This window comes from Arthrobacter sp. YN (assembly GCF_002224285.1).
Classification (GTDB): Bacteria; Actinomycetota; Actinomycetes; order Actinomycetales; family Micrococcaceae; genus Arthrobacter.
The window spans coordinates 4,362,443-4,383,928 of record NZ_CP022436.1; the positions used below are offsets into that span (position 1 = coordinate 4,362,443).

16 protein-coding genes are annotated in these 21,486 nt (G+C 64.3%); 9 read left to right on the forward strand and 7 right to left on the reverse strand.

Annotated features, from left to right (window positions below; all coding sequences use genetic code 11):
• The first annotated feature begins 137 nt into the window (after positions 1-137).
• A complete protein-coding gene (locus CGK93_RS20040) occupies positions 138-3,482 on the forward strand; it encodes an Ig-like domain-containing protein (RefSeq protein ID WP_198318279.1) in 3,345 nt (1,114 codons plus the stop codon).
• A gap of 141 nt (positions 3,483-3,623) precedes the next feature.
• Here CGK93_RS20040 and CGK93_RS20045 read toward each other — a convergent pair whose 3' ends face one another.
• From CGK93_RS20045 to CGK93_RS20060, 4 genes are all read right to left on the reverse strand, one after another.
• Positions 3,624-4,424, reverse strand: a complete 801-nt coding sequence (locus tag CGK93_RS20045) for a GNAT family N-acetyltransferase (RefSeq protein WP_089596333.1) — start codon at positions 4,422-4,424, stop codon at positions 3,624-3,626.
• Between the two features lie 81 nt (positions 4,425-4,505).
• On the reverse strand, positions 4,506-6,395 hold the full coding sequence (locus tag CGK93_RS20050) for a DUF2264 domain-containing protein (RefSeq protein WP_089596334.1): 1,890 nt from the start codon (positions 6,393-6,395) through the stop codon (positions 4,506-4,508).
• A complete protein-coding gene (locus tag CGK93_RS20055) occupies positions 6,395-7,546 on the reverse strand; it encodes a LacI family DNA-binding transcriptional regulator (RefSeq protein WP_089596335.1) in 1,152 nt (383 codons plus the stop codon). Before CGK93_RS20055 ends, CGK93_RS20050 begins: the two co-directional genes overlap by 1 nt.
• The gene (locus CGK93_RS20060) at positions 7,543-9,516 is read right to left on the reverse strand and encodes a heparinase II/III family protein (RefSeq protein WP_232481422.1); all 1,974 of its coding nucleotides are present in this window, start codon (positions 9,514-9,516) and stop codon (positions 7,543-7,545) included. The genes CGK93_RS20055 and CGK93_RS20060 overlap by 4 nt, the downstream gene beginning before the upstream one ends.
• 164 nt (positions 9,517-9,680) lie before the next feature.
• On the opposite strand from CGK93_RS20060, the gene CGK93_RS20065 reads away from it, so the two are divergent.
• From CGK93_RS20065 to CGK93_RS20090, 6 genes are all read left to right on the forward strand, one after another.
• On the forward strand, positions 9,681-10,694 hold the full coding sequence (locus CGK93_RS20065) for a hydroxyacid dehydrogenase (RefSeq protein ID WP_089596336.1): 1,014 nt from the start codon (positions 9,681-9,683) through the stop codon (positions 10,692-10,694).
• A 59-nt stretch (positions 10,695-10,753) separates the two neighbouring features.
• A complete protein-coding gene (locus tag CGK93_RS20070) occupies positions 10,754-12,034 on the forward strand; it encodes an ABC transporter substrate-binding protein (RefSeq protein WP_089596337.1) in 1,281 nt (426 codons plus the stop codon).
• Positions 12,035-12,148: 114 nt separating this feature from the next.
• Entirely contained in the window at positions 12,149-13,075 is a 927-nt protein-coding gene (locus tag CGK93_RS20075) for a carbohydrate ABC transporter permease (RefSeq protein ID WP_089596338.1), read from the forward strand.
• Positions 13,075-14,016: a carbohydrate ABC transporter permease gene (locus CGK93_RS20080; RefSeq protein ID WP_089596339.1), complete on the forward strand. Its 942-nt coding sequence runs from the start codon at positions 13,075-13,077 to the stop codon at positions 14,014-14,016. The genes CGK93_RS20075 and CGK93_RS20080 overlap by 1 nt, the downstream gene beginning before the upstream one ends.
• 5 nt (positions 14,017-14,021) lie before the next feature.
• Complete coding sequence (locus CGK93_RS20085; protein ID WP_232481423.1) at positions 14,022-14,720, forward strand: DUF624 domain-containing protein; 699 nt, start codon at positions 14,022-14,024, stop codon at positions 14,718-14,720.
• Positions 14,721-14,738: 18 nt separating this feature from the next.
• A complete protein-coding gene (locus CGK93_RS20090) occupies positions 14,739-16,487 on the forward strand; it encodes a glycoside hydrolase family 35 protein (protein ID WP_089596340.1) in 1,749 nt (582 codons plus the stop codon).
• Between the two features lie 299 nt (positions 16,488-16,786).
• On the opposite strand, the gene CGK93_RS20095 is transcribed toward CGK93_RS20090, so the two are convergent.
• From CGK93_RS20095 to CGK93_RS20105, 3 genes are all read right to left on the reverse strand, one after another.
• On the reverse strand, positions 16,787-17,128 hold the full coding sequence (locus CGK93_RS20095) for a hypothetical protein (RefSeq protein ID WP_089596341.1): 342 nt from the start codon (positions 17,126-17,128) through the stop codon (positions 16,787-16,789).
• A gap of 101 nt (positions 17,129-17,229) precedes the next feature.
• Positions 17,230-18,948 (reverse strand): amidase, encoded by a 1,719-nt coding sequence (locus CGK93_RS20100; protein ID WP_089596342.1) that lies wholly within the window; start codon positions 18,946-18,948, stop codon positions 17,230-17,232.
• A complete protein-coding gene (locus tag CGK93_RS20105; protein WP_089596343.1) occupies positions 18,948-20,006 on the reverse strand; it encodes an agmatine deiminase family protein in 1,059 nt (352 codons plus the stop codon). Before CGK93_RS20105 ends, CGK93_RS20100 begins: the two co-directional genes overlap by 1 nt.
• A gap of 83 nt (positions 20,007-20,089) precedes the next feature.
• Here CGK93_RS20105 and CGK93_RS20110 point away from each other — a divergent pair, with 83 nt between their 5' ends.
• Both CGK93_RS20110 and CGK93_RS20115 read left to right on the forward strand, forming a co-directional pair.
• Positions 20,090-20,725 (forward strand): TetR/AcrR family transcriptional regulator, encoded by a 636-nt coding sequence (locus CGK93_RS20110; protein ID WP_089596344.1) that lies wholly within the window; start codon positions 20,090-20,092, stop codon positions 20,723-20,725.
• 49 nt (positions 20,726-20,774) lie between these two features.
• A complete protein-coding gene (locus tag CGK93_RS20115; RefSeq protein ID WP_089596345.1) occupies positions 20,775-21,425 on the forward strand; it encodes a CG0192-related protein in 651 nt (216 codons plus the stop codon).
• Positions 21,426-21,486: the final 61 nt, after the last annotated feature.

Genomic DNA, 21,486 nt, shown 5'->3' on the forward strand with positions numbered 1-21,486 from the left:
GCAGTACTGGCGGCAGCCGTCACAGCAGCCGCCGGCCTGGCACTCATGCCCGCAACCACACCAGAAGCACAAGCCGACGACGCAACAGCTGTCACCATCACCCCGAACCCCGCCACCCGCGGCGAAGCGTTCGAAGGGTGGGGAACCAGCCTGGTGTGGTTCGCGAATGCGACGGCGGGCTACTCCCCGAGCTGCGGGAGGAGCTGTACCAGAAGGTGTTCGGGGAGGACGGACTCAACCTCAACATCGCCCGCTACAACGTGGGCGGCGGAAATGCTTCAGACGTAGCCAATTACCTCAACGATGGCAGCGCTGTGGAGGGATGGTGGAAGCCAGTAGCTGAAGCGCAACCCGGCCAGCCGGCGTCGAACCTTTACAACCCGGACGGAACCGTGGACAAAACGCAGGCCAACAAGCTCGCGTTCCTGAACGAGTGGGATCCTGACGACCCCGCGTCCTACAACCCCGACGCCGACAAGAACCAGCGGTGGTGGGTGGAACGCCTCGCCGCAGACCAGCAGATCACCCACTGGGAGGCCTTCAGCAACTCCCCGCCGTGGTTCATGACCAAGAGCGGGTACGTATCCGGCCAAGTGAACACCGCCAAGGGTGAAAACCTCCTGCCCGAAGCGGAAGCCAAGTTCGCGGCCTACATGAGGAACGCCGTCGAGCTCCTCGAAAAAGGCAGCGGCATCACAGTGGACACCATCGATCCGTTCAACGAGCCGAACTCCGGCTACTGGGGCACGGACATCAACGCCGCCACCGGCAAGCCGCCCACCACATACACCCAAAAGCAGGAGGGTGCGCTGATCTATCCGGCCGCCCAGGACCGCGTGACCAGGCTGCTGGCCGATGAGCTCAAAAAGGGCAGCACGGACGCCGTCATCTCCGCGATGGACGAGACGGATCCCAGCAAGTTCATGACCAACTGGAACGGCTACAGCCAGGAAGCCAAGGACGCAGTTGCGCAGCTCAACGTCCACACCTACGGCACCAACGATCGTCGTCGGGTCCGCGACCTCGCCGGTTCCACCGACAAGCCGCTGTGGATGAGCGAGGTTGGCGGATTCTGGACCGGCAACCCGGTGCTCGGCGACTCCACCAGCGGCTGGGACCGCTCCAATATCACCAACGGACTGGGCATCGCCGGCCGCATGGTCAACGATCTCCGCGAACTCGACCCCAACGCGTGGGTCTTCTGGCAGCCTGTGGAGGACACGTACAAGCAGGAGAAGGCAGACAAGGGCTGGGGCTCCATCTACATCGACTTCGACTGCAATTACGAAGGCCGCGAAGGCTTCTCCAACCGCCGCATCAACGATGGCGCATCCCAGGAACAAGCCAAGTGCAAGGTCCTGACCAACCAGAAATACAACACCACCAGGAACTTCACCCACTACATCCGGCCTGGCGACTTCCTCATCCAGAACGACAACGCCAAGACGGCCAGCGCCCTCCGCGCCGACGGCAACGGCGCAACGCTGGTCCACTTCAATGACACCCCGACGGCGGAAAAGGTCACCATTGATCTCAGCCGCTTCGGCAGCATCGCGCCCGGCGCCAAGGTCACGCCCGTGGTCACCACCAAGTCGCCGCTGGATGACATTGAGAAGAATGCACTCGTCAAGGGCGCGCCAGTCGCCGTCGACACCGCGGCCAAGTCCGCGACGCTTGACGTTCCCGCCGCATCCGTGGTGACGTTCGTCGTCGACGGCGTCAGTGGAGTTTCGGACGATGCCGCGCCTGTGCAGGACGGCCACAGCTATCACCTCAGTGGTGAGGCGAGCGGCAAATACCTGACGGGCCGCTCCAATGGTTCTGCCTCAATTGAAGAAATGGGCACGGATGCTGCCGGTGTGGCTCCGCAGATGTGGACGTTCAACGCCGTGTCTACGGAAGATGAGTTTGCGAACGATCGTCGCTGGGTTCTTACAAACAAGGACGGCCGAGTGCTCACAGGCAACGGTGGAGTGCTGAACGGCAGCCAGAGCGGTGCGGCTTCACTGTCCACACTGACGTTGGAACAGGCCAAGGCCAATCCTTCTGCACAGTGGATAGTGACCACGGAGAACGGCAAACAGTGGTCCCTGGTGAACGCAGGTGCCGCGATTGCCCTGCAGGTTTCGGGCAACCAGACAGCGGCGGGTACGTCCGTGGCCTTGGCATCCTCAACCGGAACCACAGCAACAGCCCTGGCCAACCCACACCAGGCGTGGGCCTTCACCGACATAGCAGACCTCAAGCTCTTGGGAGTTTCCCCTGTTGAGCTGAGCACGCCCGTAGGGACGGCGCCGGTCCTGCCAGCCACGGTCACGCCCGTTTACGAGGCAGGCCCCGGCAAGCAGTTGGCCGTCACCTGGGCACCGGTGGATCCTTCCTCGTGGCAGAAGGCCGGCAAAGTAACGGTCTACGGTTCAGGGGTTGACCCGTACGGTCAAACCTTCGAAGCCGTTCTCACGGTCACGGTGGGCTCCTACATCGCCACGGACCCTGTTTCCGTGACCGTTGGAACCGGATCATCGGTGGCCTCCATACAGGCCTTGGCCCCGGCCAGCGTTCCTGGACAGATCGCCGATGGTCCCGCCCGGAACCCACTGGCCGTCACGTGGGACTGGTCCGCAGTGTCAGAGTCAGCTCTGCAAAACCCGGGAACCGTCACGGTGCCCGGAACCGCCAACGGCCTCCCGGCCACGCTGACCATTATTGTGGTGGACCGCGTTCCAGTAGCCAATATCTGCAAGGACGACCCCACCACCACGGCCATCGCAAGCTACACCGAGGGCTCCTACATCGCGAAGAACACCTGCGATGCCAACGCCTCCACGCGATGGTCCAACTGGGTGAGCGGCGGCCGTGCCGGTGACATCCTGAGCTACACCTTCAGCCGCGACTACACCGTTTCCTCCGTGACCGTCACGTCTGCGGAAAAGGCTGCGGCGAGCCTTAAAGTCCAGTACCAGGACGCCTCCGGAACATGGAAGGACACCTCCGCGGGAACCATTACGGGACTCTCCATCTCTTCACCGACCACCGTCCGTTTCGACCCCGTCACCACCCGTGGGATCAGGGTTTCGTTCGTGACCACGGCGTCGTACACCAAGGTCGCCGAAGTAGCCATCGCGGGTTCACGTTTGGCTGACGCCGGACTCGCAAACCTCGGGCGTCTCCTTGTCAACCAAGCGTCCGTCGTCGGATTCGACCCGGCGACCACCGACTACCGGGTGTTATCGACGTCGGCGACTCCCGCCGTCGTCGGCTACCCGCTGGACACCAACGCAAAGGTGACAGTTCAGCATTCCACCGTTGAGAACCCGACGGCGGTGATCACCGTGACGGCGCCGGACGGCACCACGAAGGAATATCGCGTGACTGTTTCTACCGGCAAGGACGCGTGCAAGAGCGATGGCTGGAAGACCAGTCCGTCGCCAGTGTTCACGAACCAGGGGCAGTGTGTGAGCAGCTTCGCGGCTGGGAAGTAGGGAAAATCCGAGACAGTGAGGCCCCTTGGGATTTTGATCCTGAGGGGCTTTGCTGTGTCTTCACCGAAGTGGAACGAGGGTGCAGAAATGAACAGCGCATGGAACAAGGTAATTCCTTGGCCCTCAAAGCCGTCTGAGCTTTCAGCCGCGCACCCAGCGGTACGGCGTCGTCGTCGAGACTTTGAGCAGCCCGGAGCGTTCCAGGATTGGGCGCGAGAATTCGGTGGAGTCGCTGTGGATGAGGGTCTTGCCCAGCTCGAGTGCGGCCTGCGCACGGCGGGCCGTCAATGCCCGGTAAATCCCCCGGCCGCGCCACTCTTCTCGGGTGGCCCCACCCCAGATACCCGCGAAGGTTGTGCCGGGCACCGGCTCCAAGCGTCCGGCGCTGACGATCTGCCCTTCAGCTTCGGCCACCCAGAGCTGCATTCCGTCATCGAGGGAGAGGCGCCGCAGCAGGGCATCGGCCATTTCATCCGAGACCGGCTCGCCAAAGACCTCGTCCTGCATCGCGCTCATGGCCCGCACGTCGGTTTCGTCCGTGACCTGCCGCAGGGTCACGCCGTCGGGAAGTGGCACAGCTGTGCTTAAGGCCTGGGCTTCACCGATCATGATCGACTCGGAATCATCCTGGGTGAAGCCGTTTTCGATCAACGCTTCGTGCAAACCCGGCGCGTGGTCATGCCCGCGGGATTTCCATTCGACCCTGGTGATATCAGGTTCAGCACGGAAGTAGGCGACTGCCTCAGCGACAAGCCGCTTGATGGTCTGCGAATCCGCGTCACCGAGGTCCTGGTACGTGACGAAGCCCCGCCCCTTCATGAAGGTCACCAAGCGCACAGGGCCGTGCTGGGTCACTTTGAGGGCGCTCGGAGTCTCGGCGTCGGTGCGAAGGTCCTGATCATATGCCGCGAGGAAGCGTGCTCGATCGTCGGTTTGGCTCATCCCGCGAGCCTACTGCAGGGTGGGCACACCCGATTCGATGGCCCGCTGCACAGAAGACGGTAGGAGTCGTCTAACCCGCAGCTAGGCGTCGAAACGGGCAAGCTGCGAGAGGCTCACGAAAGCGCCGTCCGGGAATTCGAAGTGGCCATCGGCATAGGTAACGCCCACGGTCCCCGAAGCACCTCCGTCGCCGGCGAGGACGACGACGGCGGCGTAGTCGCCGGCGTGCGCGGTGCCCGAGGTTCCCACCCAGGGAATGGTGAGTTCCGACCCCATGGGGTGTGCGCCGGAGCGGACGAACGTCCCGGACGAATCCAACGCCACGCCGAAACCTGGCACCGGCAGCACAGAGCTGACCACCGAAGACGCAGCATCCACCGGCCAGCCGCCGATCCGCAAGGCACTCCCCGAGGAAGAACCGGCAGCCCCGGAAACACGCACCAGCCGCAGCTCCACTGACCCACGCGTCACTGAAACCACGGTGACCGAGGGCCCGGGAGTCGCAACGCCCGCGACGCCGCTGCCATGATCGGGACCGGCGTCGGGGTCGGGTTCAATCCAGTGGGCGGTGAACCGGGACGCGCCAACCTGGAAGCCACTCTCGGCAAAGGACCCGAGATGCTCAAAACCTGTCCGATGCGTGAGCCGGCCGGCGGAATCAACGAACGCCACCGCATTGTCCACGGACTCCGCCGTGAGGTCGGGAAACGTGTGGGTGGAATACCCGATCCGCGCATACAGCGGTGAGTCAGCCACCACAGCACCAACAACGGCGTGATCCGTGGCGTGGTTCCGGATCCGGACCACGCCGTCGGCACGAGTCCCATCAACCTGCCATCCCGGCGCCGCAATCAGCCGCTGCGTGTCGGCAACCTCAACGGGCAAGGGAGCCTCCACCGCGGTCCACACCCGGTGATCCGCAGGCAGCGCGAGCCCGAGCATCCCCTTGGCGGCCCAATACGGTGACCCCGCGCCGGAGTAGGCCTGCTTCATGCCCGCGAACTCGCCGTGCCAGCCGATGGACAGCAACCCGTCCTCGGTGATGGAGCCATGCCGGGCAAAGTAGTCGAGCATCCCAGAGGCCGCACGCCGCGAAAGACCGGGGGCCAAGCGCGTGTGCCCGGACAACTCCCCTACCCAGAATGGCGCGGCGGCCGCGAACCGGTAGATCAAGCTCCGGCCTTGAATGAGCGGTGCACCGTTCGCGCCAACAAGGAACGCGGCGTCGTCCAGGAAATCAGCCAGCCGGTCGCCGTCGAGCGTTTTACGGGCGGCAACGCGCGGATCGTTAGGCGCCATCAACGACCAGAGCTGCGGATACACCTGGAATGCCCAGCCCACGTAGTGGTCGTAGGCCCGCTCGGGACCGTCCGCGAACCAGCCACCGCCCCGGTACAGCGAGTCGTGGATGGCGAGTCCGGCGTCGATGTCATCGTCCGAGTACCGGCCGCCCACGGATGCCAGGAACGTCTCCACCACAATCTGGAACCAAACCCAGTTGATGGGCGGATATTCCTCGCCGATCACGGTCTCGAACCACGCGATGAGCTGCTCCTGCACGCGCTCCGGCAGCTTGTCCCACAGGACGTCGCGGGTCAGCGCCAGGCCAACAGCCAACGACGCCGCTTCTACCTTCGCCTGCCCCAGCTCACCAGGCGTCGGCCACCGGTCCGGGTTGGCGGGGTTGGTTCCAGCGTCGAGACCGGCGGCGTACCACTCGGCGATCCAGCCCGTGCTGGCAGGGTCGCCCGCCATCCGGAACGAGGCCAACAGGAATGTCCGTGCGAACGCCTCCAGCGAATCACTCCGCGGGCCGTAGCGGCTGTTGGCTCCGGGCAGGTGGATGTTGGCGTGATCGTCGGTGCCAAACTGATGCGCCGAACGCAGGAGGTGATCCGCGTACGCACACCAGTGCTCGCGGGTCAGGCCGGTGAAAGGTGAGAGCTGGTAATCCGGGGGCGGCAAAAGCATCAGAGTGAATCCTCCAGGACGACTCCAGCCAACCCTCGCGGTGCGCCTACGGAGGATTCCCGCACAATCAGCTCGGGGTTCAGGTCAATGCGATGCACAGGGCGCATCCTTCCTTCGGCCAGGCGCGCAGCCATGAGCTGCACCGCCACCTTGCCGACGTAGCTTTTGGGTGGCCGGACCGCGGAGATGGCGGGCTCGGCCAGGTAGGCCACTTCGTCGTCGTATCCAACGATCGCCATGCTGCCTGGGACATCCACGCCCCGGTCCACGCAGTGCTGCACGAACGCTACAGCCTGGGTGTCCGAGTGCACCAGCATGGCCGTTGTTCCGGTGGAACGGCACAGGTCCAGGACGTGATCGAAGTGCTTGGCGCGGTCGCCGTTGTCCAGCTTGGCCGAGTCCTCGTGGATGGACTTTTCCAGCGGAATCTTGAGCGCGGCAAGGGCCTGTTTCCAACCGCGGACCACATGCGGGCTGGTGGGGCTGGTGGAATCCGTGAGGCATCCGATCATCCGGTGCCCCTCCTGCCACAGATGGCGCACGGCCATCCCGGCGCCAAAGGAGTGATCGGTGGCGACCCACTCCAGACGATGCGCGGGGATTTCCGACGGTGCCCGCCGTTCGGCCAGGATCACCGGAATGGGCAGGGCATTGAGCCACCTCAGCAACTCCTTCCCGTGTTCACCGCCCATATCGGGGGCCACGATCAGCCCGTCGATGTTCTGGGTATCCAGCAACGCCTGGACCTGGCGCCGGTTGTCGGCGGCGTCGTAGGCGGAGCCACGGACCAGGATGCGGAGGTTCTGCGCTTCGGCCTCGCCGCGCGCCCCCGAAATCACTTGCGGCCAGTAATAGTCCAGCGACGGAACCACCATACCGATGGAGTAGCTGTGCGCGGACGGCCGCCCCACAGCCACCGAACGGTCCAACGGGCTGGGCAGCGTGGCGCCGCCATGCACGCGGGACACGAGTCCTTCGTCGGCGAGGGTGTTCACATCGCGCCTGATGGTCAGTTCACTGACTCCCAACTTCGCGGCAATATCGCGCACGGTGATGGCGCCATGCGCCCGCAGCTCCTCCATGAGCCGTTCACGGCGTTGCAGGGAGAAGAGGGACTTGCCGCCCGCTTCCGGGGTCTGTTCAGAACTCAAGATGTTGCCTCCACTGTGAGGGTAAACGCGCCCGAAGCGCGGTTTTCGGCGGGCATACGGAAACGGATCCGGGTCAGTTTTTCGCCCCAGATGTCGCTGAGGAGAGGATCGTCGAGGTGCCATTCGTCCACGAGTACGACGGCGGTGGCCGGCTTCCAGCGCAGGTGGAGGCCCCTGACGGTTTCCGCAGCCGGAATCCCGTCGGGCGCGATGGTCGCCGTCGCGTCTGTATCGACGCTGACGGTGCCGGCAACCAGGTAGGTGATGTCGACGTCGGGCGTTCCCTCGGGCGGGTGCGTTCCCTCGGGCGCCTGTGCGGGCAGGTTCCAGCGGTCGTCAATCACCACGGACCCCAGCTCGCGGTTCATGAGCGAGGTGCGGATCCATTGCTCAGCGTGGTCCAAACCGTAGGCCGCCCCCAGTCCAAGCGCGAGGGTGGGTTCCTCGGGAGTCGGCTCTTGGAGAACGGTCGCCGCGAACGAAGACCCGGTCCCCTGCTCCAGCCCGAACGGCGCAGGCACGCTGTGCCAGGCACTCTGCATGGCGCGAATCCGGTAACGATCAGGTCCGAACGTTTGCGCGGTGTACGTGGGCTGGCCGGCGTCGACCAACAGGGGCACGCCATCCACGGCGACCACCACTGAACCGACGTCGCGGTGGTTGTGGTGCTCGCCGTTGTGTCCGCCCTTGGCCGCGAGGGTGAGCCCGTCGAATGAGCCCGGGGTTTGCCGCGCCACCATGATCTGGACCGACGGCAGCCACGTCCCCCAACTAGGTAACAGCACATGTCCCAATGGACGCTCATTGCGACGTTTGCTGTCACTCAGTTGGGTGAGGACGCGGCCCAGGCCTGCGGCGGCGTTGGGTTCAGGTTCGACGGCGGCAAAGGCGCCCGCGTGGGCGGCGGCTTCGGAATCCCCCAGCCGGACAGCCCAGCGGTGGAGCATGTCCCACGGGAGTCCGTCGTGGGCGCGGGCTGGGCCGTCAGCAACGTTCAGGAACCAACGGCCGCCAAGGTGCATGCGATGCGGGAAGGCCACCAGGGCGCGGATGACCGGCAGGTCCGGATCGAGCACACCGCTGCTTGCCTCCTCCAACAGAGCAAGGCCTTCCAGCGCACGGCCGGCACCGTTCCACCAATAGGCGAAGCCTTCGTCGATGGCACCGTCGGCGGGAATGGAGGCGAGGAAGCGGTCCAGGCCCTCAATGCAGCGTACAATAACCGCCGCCTGCAACTCAGGGTCATCCACCAGCAGCAATGCCGCGGCGATGATGTTCGAGTGGATCCACGGATTCCAGTTATGAACGTCGCCGTCCAACCCCAGCCAGTGCCAGTCGAGCCGGTCCAGGAACGGCAGGATGACCCGTTCCTCTGTCTCCAGACGAATGCGCCGGCGCAGTCCGGGAGCACGCTCATCAAGGGCGCCACCCAGCACATGGTCCAGCCACGCCAGCTGCGCCACCACCTCCCCTGCGCCGAGATCAAGATAGGGCCGGGAACGGTCTGGGACCACGTCGCCACTGCGGGTGAACACGTCGTCGTGCGCGGCCCAACTCCAGGAACTCTGCTCGCACAGGAGGTAGGCGCCGTCGATCACTTCGTCGAGCCAGCCGTCATCAGAGGGACCAGCCACGGCAGCCATCACGACGGCGCGCGTCAGGCGCTGCTGCCGGCTCGCCACAAGTCCCTCGTAGGCCGTGCGGTTGCCGTCGCGGAAGTAGCGCGCGTAATGGGAGACGAGCGGTTGCGGCCAGGGACTCCCCTTTTCCGCCGATGCTTGGGCGCGCAGTTCCGCAAGGGGGCGGTCAGCAGCGCGCTGCCATCCGGCGTCGGGCGCTTCACGAACGGTGAGGCGGTCCCGGGCGCCGCGGAGCGAGTCCAGCAGGGCGGTCTTCTCGACCAACGGGCCCCACGCGCTCAGTAGGGGCATCAGGGGTGGCGCGTCAACGGCGGCGGTGCCGGTTGCCATAGGAATTCTTCTCTCACTTGTTCGATCTTGAACGTTTTAGATCAAGTTCGATTGAGTTGAATGAACTGTCTTGTTTATGAGTATGTACTGATTATTAGATGTGATGCAACACATAAATCACGGTCGAACAGGCCGCCGAAAACTTCGAAGGGAGGATCCCCTCAATGTCGCTCAAGCCCCAGGCACTGCTGGTCATGAATAGCGGAACCTTTGCTGACCAGTTCGATTCCACGCGACTGGAGCGGCTGTCCGAAATGGTGGATCTCGGCGATCAGCCGTGGACGGATTCCCTGGACGAACCCGTATTGCAGGACCGTTTGGAAGAGGTGGAAATCCTCCTCACCAGCTGGGGAGTGCCGCATCTCAACGCTGGGCGTTTGGAGCGCATGCCCAAGCTCCGGGCAGTGTTCCACTGTGCAGGAACAGTGCGCAGTTTCGTCAGTGAAGAACTGTGGGATCGCGGCATCACCGTCACCAACGGCGCCGACGCCAACGCGATCCCCGTGGCCGAGTTCACCTTCGCTTCGATCGTCCTGGCGGGCAAGAAGGCACATGTGCTGGCCAACGACGCCCGCACGCACCGGGAAGACTGGAGCTACATCGGTGATCGCGGCGAACTGGGCAACATCGGCCGGGTGGTAGGCGTCGTCGGGTTCTCCCGCATCGGGCGCCGGGTGGTCCAATTGGTCCAACAACTCCAGGACGTCACCTGCCTGGTCAGCGACCCGTACGCCGATCCATTGGACGTGGCGGCGGCCGGCGGCAAACTGGTCACCCTCGAAGAACTCCTGCCCGTATCCGATGTGGTCACCATCCACGCACCCGCACTCCCCGAAACCCGCAACATGATCAGCACGGCCCAGCTCAGCGCCATGAAGGACCACGCGACGCTTATCAATACCGCCCGCGGTTCGCTAGTTGACACGGAAGCCCTCGAAAAAGAGTGCGCCACCGGTCGAATCACGGCACTGCTGGACGTCACGGAACCCGAGCCGCTGCCGGCGGGGTCCACCCTGTACGACCTCCCCAACGTCATCATCACCCCGCACATCGCAGGTTCGCTCGGTACCGAAACCCGGCGGATGTCCGATGCCGCACTGGATGACCTTGAACGGTACCTCGCCGGCAAGGACCTCCTGGCCCAGGTAGTCCATGAGGACCTCGGCCTCAGCGCCTGAACCCAAGCACCATGAAGCCGCAGCTGCGGCAGACTTAAACCCCTACTAAGGAGAACGCAATGAAGCGCACAACCCTCGCCGCAATCGCCCTTGCGGTGACTGCAGGGCTCGGACTCACCGGCTGTGCCGGCGCTGCCGGTCCCGCCGAACCGCAGGCGGCCGAAGGCAAGACCCGGCTGACCGTCTCGGTCTGGAACTACGAGGGCACCCCGGAGTTCAAGGCCCTCTTTGACGGCTACGAGGCTGCCAACCCCACCGTGGACATTGAACCCGTGGACATCCTTGCTGATGACTACCCCCAGAAGGTCACCACCATGCTTGCCGGTGGCGACACCACTGACGTGCTCACCATGAAGAACGTGATCGACTACTCCCGCTACGCCAGCAACGGCCAGCTGCAGGAGATCAACAGCGTGGTGGACAAGGTGGGCAAGGACAACCTCGCCGGCCTGGACGCGTTCGACATCGACGGCAAGTACTTCGCTGCTCCCTACCGCCAGGACTTCTGGCTCCTGTATTACAACAAGGACCTGTTCAAGGCTGCCGGCATCGAGGAGCCCACGGACCTGACCTGGGAGAAGTACACGGAGATCGCCAAGAAGCTCACCACCGAGGCCGGCGGAAAGAAGACGTACGGCACCTACCACCACATCTGGCGTTCCGTGGTCCAGGCCATCGCAGCGGCCCAGAACGGCGCCGACCAGAACAGCGGCGACTATGGCTTCATGGAGGACCAGTACAACACCGCCTTGGACCTCCAGAAGTCCGGCACCACCTTGGACTTCGGCACCGCCAAGAGCCAGAAGACCAGCTACCGCACCATGTTCGAGACCGGCCAGGCTGCCATGATGCCCATGGGCACCTGGTACACGGCGGGCATCCTGCAGGCCAAGAAGGACGGCAAGACCAACGTCAACTGGGGCCTGGCTCCACTGCCGCAGAAGAACGACGACGGCAAGGTCACCACGTTCGGTTCGCCCACGGCCTTCGCTGTAAACAAGAACGCCACCCACTCCGATGAGGCCAAGAAGTTCATCGAGTGGGCTGCCGGTGAAGAGGGCGCCAAGGCCATCTCCAAGATCGGCGTAGTCCCGGCCCTGCAGAACGAGTCCGTCACCGCTGAGTACTTCAAGCTGGACGGCCTGCCGACCGACGAGCTCTCCAAGAAGGCCTTCGCCCCGGATGAGACCGCCCTGGAGATGCCCGTCAGCGACAAGTCTGCCGCCACGGACAAGATCCTCAACCAGGAGCACGACCTCATCATGGTCGGCGAGCGCTCCGTCACTGATGGCCTCGCCGAGATGGGCAAGCGCGTCAACAGCGAAGTCCTGGGCAAGTAAGGCCAGGCAAGCAACTGGTTCCGGTGCTGCGTCCCTGGACGCGGCACCGGAACCGGACCTGAATTCTCCGGATCCTGAAATGGAGGAACGCCCCCGACGCCGGGAGCGGTCATCATGACTACAGAAACAATCACCCAGGCACCTGCCCCCGTGCATAGCCGTGGCAACCGGAAGCAAGCCAGGCGCAACACGCTGATCGGCTGGACGTTCATCCTTCCGAATTTCCTTGGCTTCCTGGCCTTCACCCTCATTCCAGTCGTGGCCGCCTTCGCGCTCTCCTTCATGGAATGGACCTCATTCAGCGCTCCCAAGTGGGTTGGCCTGGCCAACTTCGAGCGGATGTTCGCGTCCGACTCCTTCTGGATCGCGCTGCGGAACACCCTGGTCTACGCATTGGGCCACGTCCCGCTCACCATGGCCCTGGCCCTCATCCTGGCCATGCTGTTGAACCGCAAGCTCAAGGGCATCGGCTTCTTCCGCGTTGCCATCTTCTTCCCGTACATCACCTCGCTGGTGGCCGTCGCCGTCGTCTGGAACATGCTGTTCAGCCCGGACAGCGGCCCCATCAACCAGTTCCTCGGCGCCATCGGCATCGCCAACCCGCCGGGCTGGACCTCCAGTTCCGATTGGGCCATGCCCGCTGTCATCATCACCAGTGTGTGGCGCGACATGGGCTACTACATGGTCCTTTACTTAGCCGGCCTGCAGGCGATCCCCACCGAACTGTATGAAGCCGCCGAAGTTGACGGTGCCAGTGCTTGGCAGCGTTTCTGGAACGTCACCATCCCGTCCCTGCGTCCCACCACGTTCTTTGTGGTGGTCATGCTGACGGTTTCCAGCTTCAAGGTGTTCGACCTCATTGTGGTCATGACAAACGGTGGCCCCGGCCGCTCCACCACGGTGCTGTCCCAGCTGATCTACCAGGAGGGCATCGGCGAAGGGAAGTTCGGGTACTCCTCGGCCATTTCGCTGGTCCTGTTCATCATCGTGCTGACGGTTACCGTCCTGCAGTTCAAGATCCAACAGCGGAGGGAACGCTGATGACCAACATGGCCGAAGACCTCAAAGCCACTCACGTGACGGACGCAGCACCGCTCCCGAACGGCGCACCTACTGCGGAAGACCGCCGTCGTACTGACCGCAAACGCTCCCCGCGCGAGCAGAAGAAGCAGACCGCGAACGTCGTGATCTACGGTGTCCTGGTGGTCCTGGTGGCGGCGCTGATGGTGCCGTTCATCTGGATGCTTTCCTCGTCGTTGAAGGAGAACAACCAGGTCCTCACGGTCCCCATCCAGTGGATTCCGCAGGAGTTCGTGTGGAGCAACTACACGGACATCTGGACCCGTATCCCCATGATGGGCTACCTGCAGAACTCGCTGTACCTCGCCGTGATCATCACCTGCCTGCAGGTCCTCACGGGCTCGCTGGCTGCCTACGGTTTCTCCAAGGTCCGCTTCCCGGGCCGCGACGTGTTGTTCCTCGCGTACATCGGTACCATCGCCGTTCCGTGGCAGGCCTACATGGTGCCGCAGTACATCATGATGCAGAACCTTGGCCTGACCAACAGCTTCAACGCCCTCATTCTCTTGCAGGCGTTCGGCGCGTTCGGCGTGTTCCTGATGCGCCAGTACTACATGACCATCCCGGACGAGCTCTGCGAAGCGGCCCGCATCGATGGCTTGAGCGAATACGGCATCTGGGCCCGCGTCATCCTGCCCCTGTCCAAGCCGGCCCTCGCCAGCCTTGCCCTGCTCACGTTCGTGAATACGTGGAACGACTACATGGGTCCGTTCATCTACCTCACGTCCAACCGCCTCTGGACCGTCCAGCTGGGCTTGCGGTCCTTCGTAGGCCAGTTCGACGCTGAGTACGCCATGATCATGACCGGCTCCGTGATCTCCGTGATCCCGATCCTCATCATCTTCCTGATCGGCCAGCGCTACTTCATCCAAGGCATCGCGACCAGCGGGATGAAAGGATGAGTAGTGTGAGCGCTAAACCGCGGCGGTGGGCCGGGCCAGGATTCGAGACCTTCGGGAGTATTTTCGGGTTCATCTACACCTTCCTGGCCGGGAACGCACTGCTCGCCGTGGCCAACGCTCCGCTGGTCCTCAGCCTTTCGCTGGTGGCCGACCCCGCCGCTGCGTGGCCGTTCTTCCTGGCACTCTCGGTCACCATTGCGCCGTCGCTCGCCGGCATCTTCGCTGCCTTCAAGGCCTTGAACGACGACGGCGGCGCGGTCAAGCCGGTTGCCGCCTTCCTTCGGGGATACAAGCGCAGTTTCGCGAAAGCCGCACTGCTCGGCGTGGGTGCCGTGGCCCTGCTTCTGTTCCTCGGCGTGGACCTGGCCGTCGTCCAGAACAACGTCCAGAACCTTCCTGGGGCTGCGCTGCTGGTGCCCGTGATCGTCGTAGCAGCCGCCGTGACGGTGAGCCTTGCCGTCACGGCGATTGCCGGCGTCGTACTTCTGCCTGAGGCGAAGCTGAAAAGCATCCTCAAGGCTTCGCTTTATCTGGTGGCGCAGCGCTGGTACCTCAGCCTGGCCATGCTGATCCTGCTGGGGATCATCGTGTCCGCCGCCGTGATGCAGCCGGTTCTGGGTATCGCGTTGGCGCCGGCGCCGCTGCTGTTCGTGATCTGGAGCAACGCCTCGTACGCTTTCCATGCCGTGCTGCGTTCCGCGTAGACCCTGTTAGGACCTTTCTTGAGCACCTTCGCAATCGGCGATCAGGACTTCCTCCTGGACGATCAGCCGTTCCGCATCCTCTCCGGAGCCATCCACTACTTCCGGGTTCACCCCGATCTGTGGGCGGACCGGATCCACAAAGCCCGGCTGATGGGGCTGAACACCATCGAAACGTACGTGCCGTGGAATGAGCACTCGCCCGAGCCCGGTTCGTTTGTTGCCGACGGCGGGCTGGATCTTGGGCGTTTCCTGGACCTGGTGGCCGCTTCCGGGATGCACGCAATTGTCCGACCCGGCCCCTACATTTGCGCCGAATGGGACAACGGAGGGCTGCCCGCCTGGCTGTTCACCGACCCCACCGTGGGTGTCCGCAGCAGTGAACCCGGCTACTTGGCGGCTGTCTCCTCCTACATGGAGTCCGTGCTGGCTTTGGTGGTGCCTCGGCAGATCACGCAGGGCGGGCCCGTCATCATGTTCCAGATTGAGAATGAGTACGGCGCCTACGGGCACGACAAGGTGTACCTGCAGCATCTGGTGGACCTGTCCAAGCGCTCGGGTGTTGATGTTCCGCTGTTCACCTGCGACCAGCCGTTCGGGACCATGATCGAGGACGGATCACTGCCCGAACTGCACAAGACCGGGACGTTTGGCTCACGTGTTGAGGAGCGGCTCGGCTTCTTGCGGGAGAGGCAGCCCACGGGGCCGCTCATGTGCGCCGAGTTCTGGAACGGCTGGTTCGATAACTGGGGAACGCACCACCACACCACCGACGCCGCTGCTTCCGCCGCCGAACTCGATGCCCTGCTGACCGCCGGGGCTTCAGTGAACATCTACATGTTCCACGGCGGCACCAACTTCGGCTTCAGCAACGGGGCGAACGACAAAGGCATCTACGAGCCCACCATCACCTCCTACGACTACGACGCTCCCCTGTCCGAGGACGGGCATCCGACGGCCAAGTACTTCGCCTTTCGGGACGTCATTGCCAAGCACTTCCCGGTTCCGGCCGAGGTGCCGGCCGTCCGGGCGCCCGTTCCGGCTACTGTGGTGGCGGTATCTTCGACGGCGCCTGTGCTCACTACTGTGTCTACGTCTTTGGTACCTGGAAGGGTTCCGCCTGTGGAGGTCACCGGGCAGTACCGCGGCTTCCATCTATACGAGGCTTCGCTTTCGGGTGGCGGAGTCCTGTCATTCACCGAGGTTCGTGACAGGGCACAGTTCTTCCTGGACGGCGTGCCCGTGGGGGTGCTGAGCCGGGAACTGGGCGAGCGCTCGGTTGTCATCCCCGGCGGTGGCCGTCTGCAGGTTCTCCTTGAGGACCAAGGCCGGGTGAATTACGGGCAGAGGATCGGCGAAGCCAAGGGATTGATGGGGCCCGCGCTGCTGAACGGCGTGGAAATTGTTGATTGGGAGGTCGGCGCTGTTGATCTGGGCTCGCTGGAGGCCTTCCGGACCTCAGCGGTTGCTCTCCCTCGCGGTGCCGCGTCCGCCGGTGTGGCTGGTCCGTCGGTTTCGTTCGCGACCTTCGACGCCGATGGCCCCGGAGACCGATTCGTGCGCCTCGAAGGCTGGACCAAGGGCAATGTGTTCATCAACGGCTTCAACCTGGGCCGCTACTGGAGTCGCGGACCGCAGCGCACGCTGTACGTTCCCGGTCCCCTGATCCACGAAGGTGCCAACGAACTCGCCATCCTGGAACTCCACGGAAGCGCGACACGCGAGGTGGGTTTCGCCGTCGGGCCTGACCTGGGCCCCGACGAAAAGTAACCCTCTCTCACATCCCTCGGGCTTCCCGCCAACCATCTCTCACATCCCACCTGCTTGAACCGAACCCTCTCTCACATCCCAAGCCCTTCCCGGCAACCCTCTCTCACTTTCTTCAGGAGAGTGAGAGACGGTACCGGTTTAGGGGCCGGGATGTGAGAGAGGGTTCCGGTTTAGGGGCCGGGATGTGAGAGACGGTTTGCGGCACACAAAAAGGGACCGGTTGATCAACCGGTCCCTTTTGCTTGTTCAGCTCTCAGCTCTGCGTCTTCAACGACTGAGCGTTCAGCGCGCGGGCGTCATTAGCCGCGGCAGAGCTCGCCGTACTTGGTGCCGGCTTCCTGGTAGGCAGCGCCGAGTTCAGCCAGCTTGGCTTCGTCGGGTGTTTCCTTGGCCTGCTCGTCCATGTACTCCAGGATGGCCGTAACAACCGGCTTCATGTCGTTGGAAGCCACGGGCTCGATTGGCCGGATTGCGTTGGCAACACGGATGGTGGCGGTCTGGCTGGCGTTCTGGGGAATGCCGGCTGCAGCGACGCCAACGCGGTCACAGGTTTCCGCCGTAGTCAGCTGCTGCTGGGCGGAACAAGCGGATGCCGAGGCAATGAGCCCGGCAGCGATCAGGACAGTGGTGAGTTTCTTCATGATTCCCTCAGTGGTCGACGTCCCTTTGATTGTAATCAGAGCCGGGGCCCGGTCACGCATTAGGTCCGGCTTGCCCGCCGTCGAATCCGCTACCGGATCCGCTACAGCGCCGGCGTCCGGGGCGGCACCGTGCGACGTGAGCCCGTGGCTTCGAAGGCCGCGGCCAACGTCAACAGGGAGGTGTCGTCGTAGGCGCGGCCAGCAAAGGTGAGGCCAACGGGCATGCCAATATCCGCCATCGTTCCCATCGGCACAGTGACGGTGGGGATGCCGAGGTGCCTTGGGACGAGGTTGCCGTTTGCCACCCACACGCCATTGCGCCAGCCGAGGTCCGCGGAGGCCGGGTTAACGTCCATGTCTGCGGGTCCCACATCCGCAGCCGCCGGGAACAAGACGGCATCCAGTCCCAGGCCGTCCATCCAGTCCTCCAGGTCAACGCGCCGTGTCTCCTCCAGGCCGCGCAGCCCGGATTCGAGTTCCGGAATCTCGGTGAAGCTGGATACGCCGCGCTCGCGGACCTGCCGGGGGTAACCGGAGATATGGTCGTCGAATCCGGCGTAGCGGTCCGCCAGGGCGCCCTTCGGGTGCGGGAAGATCCTTTCACCGTCAACATCGGCAAGCCGGTTAAGGGAGGGATCACCATTGGCACGCAGAAAGTCGTCCCATGCCCAGGCTGAGAGGTCCTCAATTTCACGTTTGAGATACCCGGAGCTGACCAGGCCGCGGGTGGAGACGGTGGGTGCGCCGGGTCGGTCCCCTTCGTAGTTTGAAACCACCGGGAAGTCCACCAGCACAACTTCGGCCCCGGCAGCTTCAAGGTCGCGCTTCGCGGCTTCCCACAGGTCCATCACGGAAGCCCGCGTCTCGATGCGCTCCCCGGTCGGCCCGCCAATGCCGGGCTTCGCGCTGGTCCCGGCATCCGGGTCCGCGTTGATGTACATGCGCGGCACTCCGAAGCGCTTGCCCCGCAACGCCAGCCGTCCTCCGTCGAGCGTTTCCGAAGCGAGCGCCACGTAAGACTCCGGCCGGACCTCAGACGATTTAGGGATCTCAACCCACGGCTGCGCGCGCCAAAAATCACCGCGGGACTCGGCGTCGTCGGCCACGATGACGTCCAGCAGTTCCAGCATGTCGGCCATGGTGCGGGTGTGCGGGACCACCACGTCCATGGTGGGGACCAGAGGCCAGTTGCCGCGCACGGAAATGACGCCGCGCGAGGGCGTGTAAGCGCACAGAGCATTGTTCGACGCCGGTGCGCGGCCACTTGACCAGGTCTCCTCGCCCAGGCCGAAGGCCGCGAAGCTGGCCGCCGTCGCGGTGCCGGAGCCGTTGGAGGAACCGGAACCGAACGCTGCTGTCAGGAAGTCCGCGTTGTAGGGGCTTTCGGCACGGCCATAGACGCCACGCTGCATGCCACCGTTGGCCATGGGCGGCATATTGGTGAGGCCGATCAGCACCGCACCGGCGTCCCGGAGCCGCTCGATGGTGAACGCATCCCGCTGCGCCACCAGATTCTCAAAAGCCGGCGAGCCGGCCGCGGCAGTGAGGCCCTTGGCCAGATAGCTGTCCTTGGCTGTGTAAGGGATACCGTCCAGAGGGCCCCGCACAGTCCCTTGCGCCCGGCGCGCGTCCGATGCCCGGGCGTCCGCCAAGGCCTCGGGGTTCATGACCACCAGAGCGTTGAGCTTGATGCCGTTGCGGTCATAGGCTTCGATTCGGTCGAGGTACGCCTGGGTGAGCTGTTCGCTGGTCACCTCGCCTGCCTCCAGGGCCTCGCGCAGTTGCACGATGGAGGCTTCTACGACGTCGAAGTGGGCCATTACGCCGCATCCCCGGCCAACTGCGCCCCGCTGAGACGCGGCTGCTGCTGGGTGATGCAGTGGATACCGCCGCCGCGGACCAGGATGGGCCGGGCATCTACGGTGACTACGCGGCGGTCGGGGTAGGCCTCGGCCAGGATTTCTGCGGCAAGGGAGTCAGCACGTTCTTCGCCGTAACCGCAGGCAATGACGCCGCCGTTGACCACGAGGTGGTTGACGTAGCTCCAGTCCACGAAGCCGTCGTCGTCGCGCAACGTTTCCGGCGCAGGCAGCGGCACAATCTCGAAGGGCTTGCCCGCCGCGTCTGTCTGCGTTTCCAAAAATGCCTGGAGCGTGCGGCTGACCTCATGGTCCGGGTGCTCAGGATTGGTCTGCGAGTGCAGCAGGATGCGGCCAGGAGTGGGGAGGGTGGCCACCATGTCGATGTGACCGCGGGTGCCCAGGTCCTCGTAGTCGCGGGTCAGTCCGCGGGGAACCCAAACGACCTTGGTGGCGCCGATGGTCCGGGCCAGTTCGGCCTCAACCGCGGCCTTGTCCGCGAAGGGGTTCCGGCCCGGATCCAGCTGCACTGTTTCTGTGACCAGCACGGTTCCGTCGCCGTCCACGTGGATGGCGCCGCCCTCATTCACCAGGAGGGAACTGACCAGTTCGGCGCCGGACTGGTCCGCGACGAAGCGGCCCATGCCCGCACTCTTCTGCCACTCGGACCACGCCGGAGCGCCCCAGCCGTTGAAGATCCAGTCCACGGCGCCAAGCACGCCGGGACGTTCATCGTCCAGCACAAAGGTGGGTCCGACGTCGCGCATCCAGAACTCATCCAGCGGCGCCTCGACCTGCTCGATGCCACTGCCCAGCATGCGGGCGGCGCGTTGGCGCTCGCTGGGGTCCACCACCATGGTGACGGGTTCGAACTCGGCCACGGCGTGGGCGACGGCGGTCCAGGCCGCGTAGGCCTCCTCGGCCGAGGCAGCGTCGTCGCCGAGGGTCAGGCCGGTGCGGGGGAACGCCATCCAAGTGCGTTCATGCGGTGCGGTTTCGGCCGGCATTCTCCAAGCCATGGGTGACTCCTTCGTCTTCAGTGCAATTCTCCTGTTGATCATACGATCAACAATGGTGAAAACGTAATCTAGACTGGTCTGTAATGTCAAGCACTCCACAGAAGCGCGCAGTCCGGAAGTCGCCGGCCGAGCGCGCCGCAGAAATCACCGAAGCCGCCCGCGAGATCGCCCTCGAAGCGGGTCTCACCGCACTCACGCTGCGCAATGTTGCCGCCCGTGTCGGCGTAGCTTCAGGCTTGGTGGCGCACTATCAGCCCAACATGGACGCTCTCGTTTCCAGCACGTTCGCCACCATCGTGGCCGCGGAAACACAGGAAGTTGCAGGCCTGCTGAGCCAGCGCCACGGACCCTGCGAACGGCTCGGCCTGCTGGTGGACACCCTCTTGGACAACAGCAGGCTGGACGTCACGGCAATCTGGGTTGAGGCCTGGACCTTGGGACGCCGCAACGAAGCCCTGGCCGCCTCGGTCCGGGAGCAAATGGACGCCTGGCAGAAAGTCTTCCAAGGCGTAGTGGAGGACGGAAACGCGACCGGAGCGTTCAACGTTTCCGATGCCGCCGCCGTCGCCTGGCAGATCCTCGGCATGGTGGACGGCCTGAATGCCCAGGCTTTGGTCCGCTGGGACGGCGTCAACGATCGCGGCACACACCTTGCCCGCGCGGTGGAGGGGATGGTGGGCGCGGCCCCTGGATCGCTGGCTTCCAAACCCGGCGCGTAGGAAAGCCCATCATTCGGGAGCCACCGCACCCTGCCCTAGGCTGGGATGCATGGCGATCATTCACAAGGCAAACCTGTCCCCGTCCAAGCTCGAACTCATTGCCGGCTACCTGCCGAAGCAGCCCTGGTTCATCCAGGACGGCACGCCGGAGCTTATTGGCGCCTACCGTTTTGACGATCCCGCCGGCGAGGTCGGGATGGAGACACACGTGGTCGCCGCCGGCGATCGCATCTACCAGGTTCCCCTCAGCTACCGGGGCTACGAGCTGGCCGGCGCTGAGGAGTGGCTCATCGGCACCATGGATCACTCGGTCCTGGGCAAGCGTTACGTGTACGACGCCTGCGCCGACCCCATCTACGTCAAAGCCCTGGCCACCGCTATCCTGACGGGCCAGGAAGAGGCACAACTGATCGTCGACGGCGAGCCGGAGCCCCGCCCCAGCTCAGTGACGGTGAAAGGCAGCGGAAAGCTCGACGGCGGCGTCCCCGCCCTGAGTGCCTCGGCACCGGTTTCGGGCAGCGGCGTGACCATCATTGATGCCGGCGAGCTGCGGTTGAAAGTGGCCCGGGTGGTTGATGTGGCCGCGGAATCTTCTGCCAGCTCGGCGGCTGCTCCTGAGCTCCACGGCGAGCTGACCCTCAGCGGGCGGTGGGCAGGGCTGGAGAGCCCGGTGGAGTTGGCTGCTGTGGTCCGCGACTGACGTTTCGACGCCGGGGCACTGTTGGTCACAGGGGCACCTGTTGGTCACAGAGGCTCCGGCG

What these genes read in the sequence shown, in the direction of transcription:
- CGK93_RS20100 (WP_089596342.1), bottom strand. Translation starts at nt 18,948, where the DNA reads ATGGCCCACTTCGACGTCGTAGAAGCCTCCATCGTGCAACTGCGCGAG.
- CGK93_RS20105 (WP_089596343.1), bottom strand. Translation starts at nt 20,006, where the DNA reads ATGGCTTGGAGAATGCCGGCCGAAACCGCACCGCATGAACGCACTTGG.
- CGK93_RS20110 (WP_089596344.1), top strand. Translation starts at nt 20,090, where the DNA reads ATGTCAAGCACTCCACAGAAGCGCGCAGTCCGGAAGTCGCCGGCCGAG.
- CGK93_RS20115 (WP_089596345.1), top strand. Translation starts at nt 20,775, where the DNA reads ATGGCGATCATTCACAAGGCAAACCTGTCCCCGTCCAAGCTCGAACTC.
- CGK93_RS20095 (WP_089596341.1), bottom strand. Translation starts at nt 17,128, where the DNA reads ATGAAGAAACTCACCACTGTCCTGATCGCTGCCGGGCTCATTGCCTCG.
- CGK93_RS20050 (WP_089596334.1), bottom strand. Translation starts at nt 6,395, where the DNA reads ATGCTTTTGCCGCCCCCGGATTACCAGCTCTCACCTTTCACCGGCCTG.
- CGK93_RS20060 (WP_232481422.1), bottom strand. Translation starts at nt 9,516, where the DNA reads ATGGCAACCGGCACCGCCGCCGTTGACGCGCCACCCCTGATGCCCCTA.
- CGK93_RS20070 (WP_089596337.1), top strand. Translation starts at nt 10,754, where the DNA reads ATGAAGCGCACAACCCTCGCCGCAATCGCCCTTGCGGTGACTGCAGGG.
- CGK93_RS20065 (WP_089596336.1), top strand. Translation starts at nt 9,681, where the DNA reads ATGTCGCTCAAGCCCCAGGCACTGCTGGTCATGAATAGCGGAACCTTT.
- CGK93_RS20080 (WP_089596339.1), top strand. Translation starts at nt 13,075, where the DNA reads ATGACCAACATGGCCGAAGACCTCAAAGCCACTCACGTGACGGACGCA.
- CGK93_RS20045 (WP_089596333.1), bottom strand. Translation starts at nt 4,424, where the DNA reads ATGAGCCAAACCGACGATCGAGCACGCTTCCTCGCGGCATATGATCAG.
- CGK93_RS20075 (WP_089596338.1), top strand. Translation starts at nt 12,149, where the DNA reads ATGACTACAGAAACAATCACCCAGGCACCTGCCCCCGTGCATAGCCGT.